At 66.0% G+C, this 14,034-nt stretch carries 12 protein-coding genes; 4 read left to right on the top strand and 8 right to left on the bottom strand.

Features of this window, described 5'->3' with window-relative positions:
* The first annotated feature begins 80 nt into the window (after positions 1 to 80).
* Together MTBLM5_RS06220 and MTBLM5_RS06215 are read left to right on the top strand one after the other, a co-directional pair.
* Positions 81 to 1,448: a glutamate--cysteine ligase gene (locus tag MTBLM5_RS06220; protein ID WP_173974902.1), complete on the top strand. Its 1,368-nt coding sequence runs from the start codon at positions 81 to 83 to the stop codon at positions 1,446 to 1,448.
* A 12-nt stretch (positions 1,449 to 1,460) separates the two neighbouring features.
* A complete protein-coding gene (locus MTBLM5_RS06215) occupies positions 1,461 to 1,757 on the top strand; it encodes a chorismate mutase (protein WP_068498491.1) in 297 nt (98 codons plus the stop codon).
* A 181-nt stretch (positions 1,758 to 1,938) separates the two neighbouring features.
* On the opposite strand, the gene MTBLM5_RS06210 is transcribed toward MTBLM5_RS06215, so the two are convergent.
* A complete protein-coding gene (locus MTBLM5_RS06210) occupies positions 1,939 to 2,943 on the bottom strand; it encodes a TAXI family TRAP transporter solute-binding subunit (RefSeq protein WP_254430930.1) in 1,005 nt (334 codons plus the stop codon).
* 277 nt (positions 2,944 to 3,220) lie between these two features.
* Here MTBLM5_RS06210 and MTBLM5_RS06205 point away from each other — a divergent pair, with 277 nt between their 5' ends.
* Positions 3,221 to 4,243, top strand: coding sequence for a hypothetical protein (locus MTBLM5_RS06205; RefSeq protein WP_173974900.1), 1,023 nt, complete (start codon positions 3,221 to 3,223; stop codon positions 4,241 to 4,243).
* A gap of 4 nt (positions 4,244 to 4,247) precedes the next feature.
* On the opposite strand, the gene MTBLM5_RS06200 is transcribed toward MTBLM5_RS06205, so the two are convergent.
* From MTBLM5_RS06200 to MTBLM5_RS06170, 7 genes are all read right to left on the bottom strand, one after another.
* The gene (locus MTBLM5_RS06200) at positions 4,248 to 4,790 is read right to left on the bottom strand and encodes an NADH-quinone oxidoreductase subunit B family protein (protein WP_217424982.1); all 543 of its coding nucleotides are present in this window, start codon (positions 4,788 to 4,790) and stop codon (positions 4,248 to 4,250) included.
* 1 nt (position 4,791) lies between these two features.
* Positions 4,792 to 6,312: a hydrogenase expression protein HypE gene (locus tag MTBLM5_RS19105; RefSeq protein WP_305792050.1), complete on the bottom strand. Its 1,521-nt coding sequence runs from the start codon at positions 6,310 to 6,312 to the stop codon at positions 4,792 to 4,794.
* Between the two features lie 7 nt (positions 6,313 to 6,319).
* On the bottom strand, positions 6,320 to 7,813 hold the full coding sequence (locus tag MTBLM5_RS06190) for a hydrogenase 4 subunit F (protein ID WP_173974899.1): 1,494 nt from the start codon (positions 7,811 to 7,813) through the stop codon (positions 6,320 to 6,322).
* Positions 7,810 to 8,475, bottom strand: coding sequence for a hydrogenase-4 component E (locus MTBLM5_RS06185; protein WP_068498501.1), 666 nt, complete (start codon positions 8,473 to 8,475; stop codon positions 7,810 to 7,812). The genes MTBLM5_RS06190 and MTBLM5_RS06185 overlap by 4 nt, the downstream gene beginning before the upstream one ends.
* Complete coding sequence (locus tag MTBLM5_RS06180) at positions 8,475 to 9,422, bottom strand: respiratory chain complex I subunit 1 family protein (RefSeq protein ID WP_068498503.1); 948 nt, start codon at positions 9,420 to 9,422, stop codon at positions 8,475 to 8,477. The genes MTBLM5_RS06185 and MTBLM5_RS06180 overlap by 1 nt, the downstream gene beginning before the upstream one ends.
* A complete protein-coding gene (gene hyfB / locus MTBLM5_RS06175) occupies positions 9,419 to 11,425 on the bottom strand; it encodes a hydrogenase 4 subunit B (RefSeq protein ID WP_173974898.1) in 2,007 nt (668 codons plus the stop codon). Before hyfB ends, MTBLM5_RS06180 begins: the two co-directional genes overlap by 4 nt.
* Before the next feature lie 166 nt (positions 11,426 to 11,591).
* Positions 11,592 to 12,275, bottom strand: coding sequence for an extensin family protein (locus MTBLM5_RS06170; protein WP_254430929.1), 684 nt, complete (start codon positions 12,273 to 12,275; stop codon positions 11,592 to 11,594).
* Positions 12,276 to 12,572: 297 nt separating this feature from the next.
* Between MTBLM5_RS06170 and MTBLM5_RS06165 the strand changes: the two genes are divergently transcribed.
* Complete coding sequence (locus MTBLM5_RS06165; RefSeq protein WP_173974897.1) at positions 12,573 to 14,027, top strand: NAD(P)-dependent oxidoreductase; 1,455 nt, start codon at positions 12,573 to 12,575, stop codon at positions 14,025 to 14,027.
* Positions 14,028 to 14,034 lie beyond the last annotated feature (7 nt).

Genomic DNA, 14,034 nt, shown 5'->3' with positions numbered 1-14,034 from the left:
TGGACGCTTGACGCTGCGGACGCGAAGGCGTTTGCTGGTCAGCACAGCGCGGTGCCGCCCCCCACTTGTCAAGGAATCCCATGTCCGCACCGGCCAAACCCAGCGGCGAGCCGATCACGTCGAAGCGCCAGTTGGTCGAGTACATCGAATCGGGCTGCAAGCCGGCCGAGGCCTGGCGTATCGGCACCGAGCACGAGAAGTTCGGCTTCACCATGGACGATTTGCGCCCGCTGGCCTATGAGGGCGAGCGCGGCATCCGCGCCATGCTGGAAGGTCTGTCGCGCTTCGGCTGGCGGCCGGTGCTGGAAAACGGCACCCTGATCGCCCTGATCGACGATACCGGCTCGTCGGTGACGCTGGAGCCGGGCGGGCAGCTGGAATTGTCGGGCGCGCCCTTGGAAACCATCCATCAGACTTGCGTCGAGACCTATACCCACTTGAAGCAGGTCAAGGACGTCGCCGCCCCCTTGGATATCGGCTTCCTGGGCGTCGGCTTCCAGCCGAAATGGCGCCGCGAGGACACGCCCTGGATGCCCAAGGGCCGTTATCGCATCATGCGCGACTACATGCCCAAGCGCGGATCGAAGGGGCTGGACATGATGCTCAGGACCTGCACCGTGCAGGTCAATCTGGACTTCGCCTCGGAAGCCGACATGGCGCGCAAGTTCCAGGTGTCGCTGGCGCTGCAGCCACTGGCGACCGCGCTGTTCGCCAGTTCGCCCTTCATCGAGGGCAAGCCGTCGGGCCTGCTGTCGACCCGCTCCGACGTGTGGACCGACACCGATCCCGATCGTTGCGGCATGCTGCCTTTCGTGTTCGAGCCGGGCTTCGGCTTCGAACGCTATGTCGATTACATGTTGGATGTGCCGATGTATTTCGTCTATCGCGACGGTCAGTACATCGATGCCTCGGGCCAGTCGTTCAGGGATTTCATGGCCGGCCGCCTGCCGGCCCTGCCCGGCCAGGTCCCCACCATCGGCGACTGGATGGACCATCTGACCACCGCCTTCCCGGAAGTGCGGCTGAAGAAATATCTGGAAATGCGCGGGGCCGACAGCGGGCCGTGGCGGCGCATCTGCGCCCTGCCGGCCCTGTGGGTCGGCCTGCTGTACGACACCGCCGCCCTGGATGGCGCCTGGGATCTGGTCAAGGATTGGTCGATCGAGGAACGCGAACGCTTGCGCACCGCCGTCCCGCGCGAAGGCTTGGCCGCCCGCGTCGGCGGCCGCAGCCTGGAGGAGATCGGGGAAGACGTGCTGGACCTGGCGGCGATCGGCCTGAAGAACCGCGCCCGCCTCTCGGAATCGGGCCGTGACGAGAGCATCTATCTCGAGCCGCTGATGGCCATCTTGCAATCGGGCCGGACGCCGGCCGAGGAGATGCTGGAAGCCTATATCGGCCGCTGGCAGGGGAGCGTCGATCCCTTGTTCGCCGAGTATGCGTACTAAGGAGAGCTAAAAATGGCCCACTGCAAGGACCTGAACGACGTCCGCGCCCATATCGACCGCCTGGATCGCCAGATCGTGCCGCTGCTGGCCGAGCGCGCCACCTACGTCGCCCAGGCCCCCAACTTCAAGGCGACCAAGCATCAGGTGGTCGATCGCGACCGCATCGAAGAAGTGATCTCGAAGGTCCGCCATCTGGCCAACGAGGAAGGCTGCGATCCGACGCTGATCGAGAACATCTACCGCGCCATGATCGACGCCTACATCGTCTTCGAGGCCAAGGTCTTCCTGGACGTCCACCCCGAGAAATAGAGCCGGGGCGCGCTACCCTTCGGCAAGGGCTGGATATGGGACACCGATGAACACAGATTCCCGCTGCGCGGGACACCGATGAAAAAGCCCTTATTTCATCTGCGTTTATCTGTGTTCATCTGTGTCTGAAATCTCTGCCGTCACTTCATTTTGGCAGGAATCGCCTGAAGGTCGGCCCGCCCTAAGGCGTCATCCCCGCATCGAAATAATAGCTGGAGGCACCGCCATGCAGCTGGATGCCCATGCGGGCGATCGCCTTGGCGTCCAGCTTGATCAAGCGGCCGCGGCTGTTGGCCTCGGCCAGCAGCTTCTGGGTCGAGGGCTGCCATAGCGCCTTGGTGATGTCGTAGATCAGGGCGTCGGGCTGCTCGGCGCCGGTGACCAGGGCGACGCCGACATCCAGCGTCAGGTTGGCGTCGCGAACCCCCTCGTACAAGGCGGCAGGGATGCTGCCGGCCTGGAAGAACGGCATCTGGGCCAGGATCTTCTCGGCCTCGGGGCCGGAGATCGGCACCAGGTCGATGGCGGTGGTCTTGGCCAATTCGGCCACCGTCGGGACCGGATAGGCATCGACCACCAGCATGGCGTCCAACTGGCCGGCCGCCATGGCATCGGCCGCCGGGCCGGGCTTCAGGAACGACAGCTTGACCTGGGTCTCGGCCACGCCATAGGCGGTCAACAGCACGCGGCCATGCACCAGCGAGCCGGAATCCTTCTCGCCGAACGACACCCGCTTGCCCTTGAGGTCGCGCACGCTTTTGATCTTGGCATCCTTGCGGGCGACCAGATGCATGCTTTCCGGATACAGCATGGCGATGCCGCGCAGGTTCTGCACCGCGCCCTTGGCCTTGTAGATGCCCGAGCCGTGATAGGCCCAATAGGCGATGTCGGCCTGGACCAGGGCGGCATCCAGCCGCTTGGCGCCGATGGCCTCGACATTGGCGATCGAGCCGCCGGTCGATTTGGCCACCGCCACCATGCCCGGCACGCCGCAGCTGCCACCCTTTTCGCACTCGCGCGAACCCGGCGGGTTCGACAGCGCGTTGGCGATCAGGCCGCCGATGGGAAAGCGTGTCTCGCCGGTCGGACCGGTTCCCAACTGAAAGAATCGAATGTCAGCCGCCTGGGCGACAGAGACAAGAAACGTCGCCAGCAGGGCGAAAGCAATCAGTCGGGCGCGGGTCACGGGACGGGTCCTCCGGTTCGGGCGGGGTGACGCTGGCCCCAATATACCGCGTCACATTAAAATGTCCTTATATAATCGCGGCAATTTCGCAGTTTCCCACGATCACTTTTCACGGCAATATGGCGGCGCAACCGGCTTCGGTGCCCGTGCGCCAATGCCTGCGAAATTGCGGGGGAGCATCTTTCGCAGGCATCGGGCCACGAGATCGATGGATTGTGCACTGACTTGTTCAAAGGGTCAGTGTGCCATTTGAACAAGTCAGTGCACTAGGGGTTCGATGGACGAAGAGCTTAGTGCGATAGCCGACAGCGACATGGATTCCATGTTCGTGTTGCCGCTGTCGATCATTCCGTTGCAGACGCCGGCTTTGCAAAGCGCCAAGCTGATCAAGAACGTGCGCCTGAAGAGCGTGATCGAAATCTTCCAGGACGCCCAGACCGGGTCGGGCCAGGTCGATATCGACAGCCTGCCGCGCATGTTCAACTGGCCGGATATCGAACTGCATCCCGATCACGCGATCTTGCGCCGATTGGCGTTGCTGCCCAGCTACGACGTCTATTCGCTGCGCATCAGCTTGCGCGAGCACGGCATTCCGGTGAACGATTATTCGGCCCTGAAGCTGTCGCCGGACAAGGCCAACGAGCTGACCAAGTACATGATGATGTTCACCCGGCCGCTGATGAAGCTGATCTATGCCGACGAAGCGGTGAACGTGAACACCTACGAGGACCTGCTGCATCTGTTCCGCGACCCCGACGTCCGCAAGGCCCGTCAGCGCCTGGAACAGATGGCCACCAGCTTGAACATCGACATCTTCGAGGTGCCGCGCTTCCTGGAAGATTACGGCGACACCTTCCTGTCGCTGTCTTATTTCCGCCACTGCCTGGACCGGCTGGAGCCCTATTTCACCGCCTGCGTCGAATCGATGAAGCCGATCCGCACGCATTTCCAGCTGAAGCAGGATGCCGGTCTGATGAAGACCTGCGACACCATCGAGGACACCATCAACAACATGTCGGCGGCCATCACCGGCCGGCTGGAAGTGTTCGAGAAGCGCACCCGCGAGATGTGGGGCAACCTGAACCAGGAAGAGTTCCGCCAGGTCAAGACGCTGATCGAGCGCTATCACGTCACCATCGGATCGGTGCTGTGCGGCCTGACGGTGAAGATGAATTCCTTCGCCCGCATGTTCCCGCGCCCCAACATGGGCGGCCCGGTCAAGCGCGCCGACTTCATGGCCTCGGAAATGATCCAGGGCATCGGCCAGATCCGCCAGGCGGAAAAAGCCTTCGCGATGTGATCGCCTACCTTCCGTCCACCGTCTGCAGCAGGGCCAACAAGCCGGACAGCAGTGCGGTCGGCGTCGGCGGACAGCCGGGAATATGCAGGTCGACCGGCACGATGGCCGACACCCCGCCCGCCACCGCATAGGACCCGGCAAAGCAGCCGCCGTCGCGCCCGCAATCGCCCATCGCCACCACCCAACGCGGGTTGGGCGTGGCGTCATAGGTGCGGCGCAGGGCTTCGGCCATGTTCCAGGCCACCGGCCCGGTGACCAGCAGCACGTCGGCATGGCGCGGGCTGGCGACGAAGCGGATGCCGAAGCGTTCCAGGTCGTAAACCGGATTGTTGACGGCGTGGATTTCCAGCTCGCAGCCATTGCAGCTGCCGGCATCGACGGCGCGAATCGCCAGGCTGCGGCCCAGACGGGCGCGCGACAGATCGCCCAGGGAATCGCCCAGCTCCATCAGCCCGGCCGGATCGGGATCGGGCGCGCCCTTCATGGTCAGCGGCCCGCGCAGAAGGTGGCGGGCGATGATGCGGGCGATCGGCGGAATCAGCGGCATGTCACGAATCCTGGCCCGAATAGGAACAATTGAAGGACTTGTTGCACAACGGGAAGTCGGCGACGATGTTGCCCTCGATGGCGGCTTCCAGCAGCGGCCATTGGAACCAGGACGGATCGTGGGCATGCAGCCGCACGATCTTGCCGGCTTCCGACACCCGCACCCACACCACCACGTCGCCGCGGAAGCTTTCGACCACCGCCACCCCCTCGCCGGCACCGCGCAGAGCGACCGGCGCCGCGATCGGGCCGGGCTGCATGGCGGCCAGGATCTGCTCGATCAGGGAAACCGAGGCCTTGATCTCCTCGGCGCGGATCATCAGGCGAGCATGGACGTCGCCGTCATTCATCACCGGCACGGTGAAGGTCAGGTCCTCATAGGGCGGATAGCCGGGATTGCGCCGGGCATCCTGGCCGCGCGACGAGGCGCGGCCGACGAAGCCGCCGGCGGCGAAGCGATGCGCCAGCGCGCCGGACAGGAAGCCGGTCCCGGTGGTGCGGTCCAACAGCGACGGCGTCTCGTCGTACAACTGCATGGCGCGGTGGAAGCCCTTCTTCACCGCATGCAGGGCGTGGTGCAAGATGGCCGGGCCATCGTCGGGCAGGTCGCGGACGACGCCGCCGGGGATGATCTGGTCCATCAGCAGGCGATGGCCGAAACAGGCGGCGTTGGCCCGCAGCACCGTCTCGCGCAGCGCGCCCAGATGGGACAGCATGATCGAGAAGGCGGCGTCGTTGCAGATGGCGCCGATGTCGAACAGATGGTTGGCGATGCGCTCGCACTCGGCCATCAGGGCGCGCAGCCATACCGCGCGCGGCGGCGGCTCCAGCCCCAGGGCCGCCTCGACGGCGCGGGCGAAAGCCAGCGAATAGGCCACCGTGGCATCGCCCGAGACGCGGGCGACGATGCGACCGGCATCCATGATCGGCTTGCCGGCGGTCAGCCCGGCGATGCCCTTGTGGACATAACCCAGCCGCTGTTCCAGCCGCACCACCGTCTCGCCCTGGCAATGGAAGCGGAAATGGCCGGGCTCGATCACGCCGGCATGGACCGGGCCGACCGGGATTTGGTGCAGGCCGTCGCCTTCGGCGGTGTGGAAGCGATAGGTGGTGGCCTTGGCCTCGGTCTCGCGCGGCTTGCCCAGCGGGTGCTTGACGCCCCAGCGGCCATGATCCAGCCACGGACGCTGGTCCTCCAGCCCCTCGGGCACCAGGCCCCACAGGTCGCGGATGGCCCGCTCCAGCCGGATCGCCGACGGTCGCGCCTGGCCCAGGGCGAAGAACTTGCCGTCGGGACAAGGATGCGACGCCACCGCGATGGCGCCCGAATCCTCGCCGCGCAGCAGGACGTGCACCTCGGCCGGCTCGCCCCATTCGGCCATGATTTCCCAGTTGGACACCGTCATCTGCTCGGCCAGCTTGCGCCAGGTGCGGGCATCCAGCTGGAAGCGCGGCCAGGGCTTGTGGCCCGCCACCTCGCGGCCGGCCGACAGAAACTCCATCAGGGTGATGTTGCCCATCATCGCGCGGTCATCCCAGCAATTTGGCCACGGCTTCGAACCACGCCACCAGGGGCGCCGGAAGCCAAAGGCCGGCGATCATCACCAACGCCACATGCAGCCACAGCGGCACGGTGGCCATCATGGTTCCCAGCCAGTTGCCGCCGCCATGGGCGCGGCGGTTGGGCGGCGGCGGCGGCCCGAACGCCATGCCCTGCAGGCGCGACACCAGGGCGCCGAAGGCCAGCAGCAGCCCGACCACCAGCGGAAGCGCCAGCAGCGGCTGCTTCGAGAAGGCCGAGGTGACGACCAGGAACTCGCTCATGAACACCCCCATCGGCGGCAGGCCGGCGATGGCCAGCACGGCGATGACGAAGCCCCAACCCAGCACCGGATGGCTGGCGGTCAGGCCGCGAATGTCGGCGATGCGCTTGGTGCCGGCATTCTGGGTGATGATGCCCACCGCGAAGAAGATCGCCGACTTGGTCAGGCTGTGCATGGTCATGTGCATCAGGCCGGCGAAGTTGGCCACCGCGCCCCCCAGGCCGAAGGCGAAGGTGATGACGCCCATATGCTCGATCGAGGAATAGGCGAACAACCGCTTGATGTCGCCGCGCCGGTACAGCATGAAGCCCGACAGGAACAGGCTGGACAGGCCCATCATGATCATCAGCGGGCCGGGCGCCAGCGTCTCGGGATTGGTCGAGATCAGCATCTTGAAGCGCAGCAACGCATAAAGGGCGACGTTCAGCAGCAGCCCCGAGAGGACCGCCGAGATCGGCGTCGGGCCTTCGGCGTGGGCGTCGGGCAGCCAGGCGTGCAAGGGGGCCAGACCGACCTTGGTGCCATAGCCCACCAGCAGGAACACGAAGGCCAGGTTCAACAGGTCGGGGTGGAAGCCGGCCGCCTTGGTGATCAGCAAGGTCCAGGCCATGGCGTCGGCGCCGTCGCCCATCACCGGCTGGGCCGCCAGATAGACCAAGGTGGTGCCGAACAGCGCCAGGCCGATGCCGACCGAGCACAAGATGAAATATTTCCACGCCGCCTCGATGGCTTCGCGCGTGCGGTACAGGCTGACCATCAAGACGGTGGTCAGGGTCGCCGCCTCGACCGCCACCCACATCACGCCGATATTGTTGGCGACCAGGGCCAGCAGCATGGTGAACAAGAAGGCCTGATACATCGCGTGATAGAAGCGCAGATGCATGTCCGACAGATGCTTGGCCCGTGATTCCCGGCTGATATAGGCGGCCGAGAAGATCGAGGTGGTGAAGCCGACGAAGGCGGTCAGCGCCACCAGATAGACGTTGAAATCGTCGATGAACAGCAATCGGGTCGGCTCGGGGCGGTGCTGGAACAGCACCAGCGACGACAGGAACGTCGCCCCCGACACCGCCACGTTCAGCCAGGTCGCCAGCCGCCAGCCCGGCAGGACGGCCAGGAAGCCGGCGGCCCCCAGCGGTATGGCCAGGATCCACAAGATCGGGTTGGCGGCGCCGGCCTGCATGGCCGCTGTCACGCTCATTGCCGGTCCCCCCGATAGGTTTCCAGGAAATGCAGATCCAGGCTGTCGAAGCGCTCGCGGATGCGGAAGAAGAAGATGCCGAACACCGTCATCGCCACCAGCACCGAAAAAGCGATCGAGATTTCCACCACCAGCGGCATGCCCTTGGCCGAGACGGCGGCCAGGATCAGCCCGTTTTCCAGGGCCATGAAGCCGACCACCTGGGTCACCGCATTCCTGCGGGTGATCATCATCAGCATGCCCAGCAGCACGACCGACATCGCGATCGACAGCGATTCGCGGGTCAGCGCCGCGGCCTTGGCGGTGACCGGCAGCACCAGCATGATCGCCAGCGCCACCAGGGCGACGCCGACGATCATGGTCCAGCCGATCGACAAGGCGGTTTCCACCGTGCGGTGGATGCCTAGGCGTTCGACCAGCCAATGCAGGGCGATCGGCACGGCGATGGCCTTGAAGATCAGGGCGATGGCGGCGGTGGCGTAAAGATGCGGCGCGTTCTGGACATGGGCCTGCCAGGCGGCCGCCGCCGCCAGGGCCAGCGCCTGGAAGGCGAAGGTGTTCAAAACGGCGAACAGCCGGCGCTGGTACAGCATGCCGAACCCGGCCATCAGCACGGTGGCGCCGATCAGGTGGGCAAGGTCATAGGAGAACTGCTGCAGCATCAGACAGCCTCCGACACGTAAAGGAAGATGGTGGCCAGAAGTCCCAGCAGCAGGGCGCCGCCCAGGAAGTCGGAATAACGAAACACCCGCATCTTGGCGATCACCGTCTCGAACCAGGCCAGAGCGGTGGCCAGGATGAACAGCTTGGCGGCGAAGGCGGCCATGCCGACCAGGATGCCGGGCAGCCCGGCCCCGGGCATGGCCATGCCCCACGGCGCGAACAGGCAGGCGATCAGGGCCATGAACAAGGTCAGCCGCACCATCTGCGCCGCCTCGATCATCGCCAGGTGGCGGCCGGAATATTCCAGCACCATCGCCTCGTGCACCATGGTCAGCTCCAGGTGGGTGGCGGGGTTGTCGATGGGGATGCGGCCGTTCTCGGCGATGGCCACCATCAGCATGGCGGCCAGCGCCAGGCCCAGGCTGACCTCGATGCCGACATTGCCGCCCAGCACGAACACGACGATCTGCGCCGGCTGGGTGGTGCCGGCCACCAAGGACAGCGAGAAGGTCACCATCAGCATGGCCGGCTCGGCCAGCGAGGCGATCATCATCTCGCGGGAAGCACCCAGGCCGCCGAAAGCGGTGCCGACATCCATGCCGGCCAGCGCGGTCCAGAACCGGCCGATGGCCAGCAACGCCACCAGGGCGATCAGGTCGGCGGCCGGGGCCAGGAAGATGTTGGTGGTGAAGGTCGGCACGATGCACGCGGCCAGCCACACCGAGGCGAAGGTGATGTAGGGCGCGGCGCGGAAGATCCACGAGGCCGAATGGGCCACCACCGCTTCCTTTTGCAGCAGACGATAGAAATCGCGGTAGGGCTGCCAGGGCGGCGCACCGCGCCTGCCGTTCAGGCGCGCCTTGACCCAGCGCACCCAGCCGGTGACCAGCGGCGCCGTCGCCAGCACCAGCACGATCTGCACGATTTGCCAGACCACCGCCGTCATGATTGCTGCCTCACCGCGACCACCAGAAGCATGAAGACCAGAGTGCAGAACATCATCAGCAGATAGCCGCGCACCGTCAGGTATTGCAGCCGGTTGACCAGATCGGCCGCCCAGTTGACGATGCCGCCGATGCGGCCATAGACGCCGTCCCACACCGGGTCGATCATCGACACCGTATGGCGCGCGGGCGAATCGTCGCCGGGCGGCGGCATCATCACGCTCTCACGCGCCCGGAACACGGTGCCGCCAAACACCCGGCGGATCGGCTGGGCGAAGGACGGGCCGGTATATTGGGTCTGGGGAATGTCTTCCCGGTGGCCGCAATCCCAGGCGTCCGCGCGGCGCACCGCCTCGGTGCCGAAACGGTGCACCAGCAAGATCACCGCCCCGAACAGCGCCAGCCCGACCATCACCAGCACCGTGCCGGAATAGGACCCGCGATTGGACGAGACCGGGCTGAGCCACGGCCAGCCCAGATCGGCCGACACCTTGAACGACACCCCGGTCAGCGGCTGCACCACATGGGACAGCGCGTCGGTGACGGTGACCGGGATGACGCCCAGCACCACGCAGGCGCCGGCCAGCACCACCAGGCTGGCGCGCATGCCGAAGGTGACCTCGCCCGCCTGGCGGGCGGCATCGGTGCGCGGCCGGCCCAGGAAGGCGACGCCGTAGGCCCTGACGAAACAGGCGGCGGCCAGGGCGGCGGCCAGGGCCAGCAAGGCGCCGACCACCGGCACGCCGAACTTCATCGCCCAATGGGGCAGGCCCGGCCCCTTGAACAGGGTCTGCAGGATCAGCCATTCCGACACGAAGCCGTTCAGGGGCGGCAGGCTGGAGGCGGCGGCAGCGCCGACCAGGAAGGCCGCGCCCGTCACCGGCAGCCGGTTCAGCAATCCGCCGAGCGCGCTGATCGAGCGCTTGCCGGTGGCGGTGATCACCGCGCCGGCCCCCAGGAACAGCAGGCTTTTGAATACCGAGTGGTTGACGATGTGGTAAAGCCCGGCGACCAGGGCCAGGGCGGCCAGCAGATTCTCGCCGTCGGCCTTGAAGGCGATGGCCAGGCCCAGACCGATCACCACCACGCCCACATTCTCGACGGTGGAATAGGCCAGCAGCGTCTTGATGTCGTCTTGCATCACCGCATACAGCACGCCCATGACGGCGGTGATGCCGCCGACCACCATCATCGCCGCGCCCCACTGCCAGCCGACATCGCCGTGCAGGTCGAACAGGATGCGGATCAGCCCGTACAGGGCAACCTTGGTCATGACGCCGCTCATCAGGGCCGAGACATGGCTGGGCGCGGCCGGATGGGCCAATGGCAGCCACACATGCAACGGCACCAGTCCGGCCTTCGAACCGGTGCCCAACAGGGTCAGCAGCACCACCAGGAAGCCGGTCACCCCGGTCAGGTCCTTCAGCCGCATGGCGGCGAAGGTATAGTCGCCGCCGGCCCCGGCCATCAGGCCCAGCGCCGGCAACAGGCAGAAGGTGCCGAACACCGCCATCATCAGATAGACCGCCGCGGCCCGGCGATTGTCGGGCTTTTCATGGTCGGCCAGCACCATCAGCCACGAGGCCAGCGACATGAATTCCCACGCCACCAGGAAGACGAAGGCGTCGTCGGCGACCAGCACGGTGTTCATGCCGAACAGGAACAAGGGATAGAACGGCGTGACCCGGCGGCGTTCATGCAGATGCTCGGAATAGCCGATGGCGTAGGCCGAGGCGATCGCACCCGAGAAATTGATCACCAGCAGGAACAGGGCCGACAGATTGTCGATGCGGAAATGCGCCTTCAGCCACGGCAGACCGAACGGAAGCACCAGGCTGGGCGCCCCCCACACCCCGCCCAGATGTTCCAGCCCGCCCGAAAACAGCGAGACGCAGGCGATGAAGCAACCGGCATAGGCCACCGCGTGCGCCCGCTCCCACCGCCCGAAGGCGATGATGAACAGCGACAGCAGCGGCAAGGACAAAAGGGCGCTGGCGATCAGCATGACAGCCCGCCCCCCGCCCGGCCGCGACCGGATGGTTGCTTCATCTCCAAAGTGTCCTCCGCCCCCTGAACAGGGTTTTTGGCCGGCCCGCTTGTACGGCTTGTTGTTATCGCGGGCGGTCGGGAATCATAACATGCGACCACCAAATCACAAGGTGGTGGAGCCCCTAATAACCACACAATGTGTGGGGGCCGATATCCAGATGCAGATGGTCCTGGTGCAAGCGGTCATGGTTGGGGGTCAACACCACATTGAAGGTGCTGCATGACCCCCGCGCCACCTCGTGCAGGAAGGCCGACTTGGTGCCGGCCCCGCGCCAGTCCTTCTTGACCGAGATCGGGGTGCCGTCGGCCAGTTCGAAGCCCACGATGTCGATGGCCTGACCCTTGGCATGCTCGGACAACCGGCCGCCCTTCGACGCCGTCGAGCCGGCGGCGGCCAAGGTGGCGCCGTTTCTGCGCATGCGGCAATCATAGGTGCCGGCATGCAGAATCTTCCTGACCGGCTGGCCGAAGCGGGCCAGCGCCGCCTGCTGAATGATCTGCTGCTCGAACTGCGCCACCGTGCGGGCCAGGGAACAGGTCATCACACTGGGGCGGTTGAACTGGGCGCCCGAGGCGCTGACGCTGACCGGATTGGCGATGCCGCACCCCTGTTCGGGGTCGCCGAAGGCCTGCACCGGCTGATAGGCCACCTGCAGCGCCGCCAAGTCCTGCAGGCAGGCGGCGTCGGGATCGACCAACGGCGGCTGGGCCGGCGGGCCGAAGACGAAGGCCGAGGGCGCCGGACCGCGGGCGCAGGCCGACAAGGCCAGCAGCAAACACAGCACGGCAAGGGCGCGGTACGGCACGACGGGAGACCCCCTGTTTTCCAGACCCCGCGACTATAGTGTTTCACGGTCCACAATGACAAGAAAAATGAATGAGGTCAGGGTATTGGAGGGCATTTCTTAACCGATTGTTAAAGCGCGATAGTCTCGTTTCGGTACCAATTCGCCGAAGATTCCAGCCCCGGTCGGCCGACGCACCGGTTCAATCTGTCATTTTATGGCAGCATGACTGTCCTTTGCCGAAGAATCTTCTGGAATTCGGCAACCTTCCTGCCGTAAAAGAATCGTCCGATCATTCCCTTTCCAAGGTCCGTTGCCATGGCTCGCAAGATGCTGCAATTCACCCGCCTGGATCCCTGCCAGCCCGCCAAGCGCCCGGCGGCCGAGCGGCGCGGCGACTTCCGCGAGATCAGCCGCGCCTTCGAACCCGAGCGGGCCGGCGACCAGGCCTCGCGCTGCGAGCAATGCGGCATTCCGTTCTGTCAAATCCGCTGCCCGCTGGGGAACAACATCCCCGACTGGCTGATGCTGTCGGCCACCGGCCGGATGGAGGAGGCCTACCAGATGGCCGCCTCGACCAATTCCTTCCCCGAGATTTGCGGCCGCATCTGCCCGCAGGACCGCCTGTGCGAGGGCCATTGCGTCCTCGAGCAATCCAAGCATGGCGGCGTCACCATCGGCGCCATCGAGAAGCACATCACCGAAACCGCCTTCGCCGAGGGCTGGGTCGAGCCGGTGGTGCCGCCGCGCGAACTGGCCGCCTCGGTCGGCATCGTCGGCGGCGGGCCGGGCGGTCTGGCGGCGGCGGAAGCGCTGCGCCGGATCGGCTATCAGGTCACCGTCTATGACCGCCACGACCGCATGGGCGGCCTGCTGATCTATGGCATCCCCGGCTTCAAGCTGGAAAAGAACGTGGTCGAGCGCCGCACCAAGCTGCTGGCGCAAGGCGGCGTCACCCTGGTCTCGGGCACCGAGATCGGCCGCGATCTGTCCTTCGCCGACCTGCGCGAGCGCCACGACGCCGTCCTGATCGCCACCGGGGTCTATCGCGCCAGGGGGCTGGATTGCGAAGGCGCCAAGCTGGCCGGCGTTCATGCCGCGCTGGATTACCTGATCCGGTCCAACCGCGCCGATCTGGGCGACCAGGGGCTTGACCCGGCGCTCGACGCCAAGGGCAAGAATGTGGTGGTGATCGGCGGCGGCGACACCGCCATGGATTGCGTGCGCACCGCCATCCGCCAGGGCGCGCGCTCGGTCAAGTGCCTGTACCGCCGCGACCGCGCCAACATGCCCGGCAGCCAGCGCGAGGTGGCCCACGCCGAGGAAGAAGGCGTCGAGTTCGTGTGGATGGCCGCCCCCGAAGCGGTGCTGGGCGAGACCAAGGTGACGGCCGTGCGCGCCCACCGCATGCATCTGGGCATGCCCGATTCGTCGGGCCGGCGCAGCCCGCAGGTGATCGAGGGCTCGGGCTTCGACCTGCCGGCCGACATGGTCATCTCGGCCCTGGGCTTCGAGCCCGAGGACGTGCCGGCCCTGTTCGGCGAACCCAGGCTGAAGACCACCCGCTGGGGCACCCTGACGGTGGACGACCGCCTGATGACCAGCCTGGACGGCGTGTTCGCCGCCGGCGACATCGTGCGCGGCGCCTCGCTGGTGGTGTGGGCGATCAAGGACGGCCGCGACGCGGCGGCCGCCATCGATTCCCACATCAAGGCCAAGCCCCGGGACAAGACCAAGGACAAGGCCAAGCCCAAGCCCAAGGCGGCCCAGTAACCCATTC

Source organism: Magnetospirillum sp. LM-5 (assembly GCF_902729445.1).
GTDB lineage: Bacteria > Pseudomonadota > Alphaproteobacteria > Rhodospirillales > Magnetospirillaceae > Magnetospirillum.
Note: the sequence above shows the minus strand (reverse complement) of the source record. Positions and strands in the feature narration are given on the sequence as shown.

Bases quoted from the DNA above. Each gene is read 5' to 3' on its own strand.
- MTBLM5_RS06220 (WP_173974902.1), top strand. From the start codon at position 81: ATGTCCGCACCGGCCAAACCCAGCGGCGAGCCGATCACGTCGAAGCGC.
- MTBLM5_RS06215 (WP_068498491.1), top strand. From the start codon at position 1,461: ATGGCCCACTGCAAGGACCTGAACGACGTCCGCGCCCATATCGACCGC.
- MTBLM5_RS06205 (WP_173974900.1), top strand. From the start codon at position 3,221: ATGGACGAAGAGCTTAGTGCGATAGCCGACAGCGACATGGATTCCATG.
- MTBLM5_RS06200 (WP_217424982.1), bottom strand. From the start codon at position 4,790: ATGCCGCTGATTCCGCCGATCGCCCGCATCATCGCCCGCCACCTTCTG.
- MTBLM5_RS19105 (WP_305792050.1), bottom strand. From the start codon at position 6,312: ATGATGGGCAACATCACCCTGATGGAGTTTCTGTCGGCCGGCCGCGAG.
- MTBLM5_RS06190 (WP_173974899.1), bottom strand. From the start codon at position 7,813: ATGAGCGTGACAGCGGCCATGCAGGCCGGCGCCGCCAACCCGATCTTG.
- MTBLM5_RS06185 (WP_068498501.1), bottom strand. From the start codon at position 8,475: ATGCTGCAGCAGTTCTCCTATGACCTTGCCCACCTGATCGGCGCCACC.
- MTBLM5_RS06180 (WP_068498503.1), bottom strand. From the start codon at position 9,422: ATGACGGCGGTGGTCTGGCAAATCGTGCAGATCGTGCTGGTGCTGGCG.
- hyfB (WP_173974898.1), bottom strand. From the start codon at position 11,425: ATGCTGATCGCCAGCGCCCTTTTGTCCTTGCCGCTGCTGTCGCTGTTC.
- MTBLM5_RS06165 (WP_173974897.1), top strand. From the start codon at position 12,573: ATGGCTCGCAAGATGCTGCAATTCACCCGCCTGGATCCCTGCCAGCCC.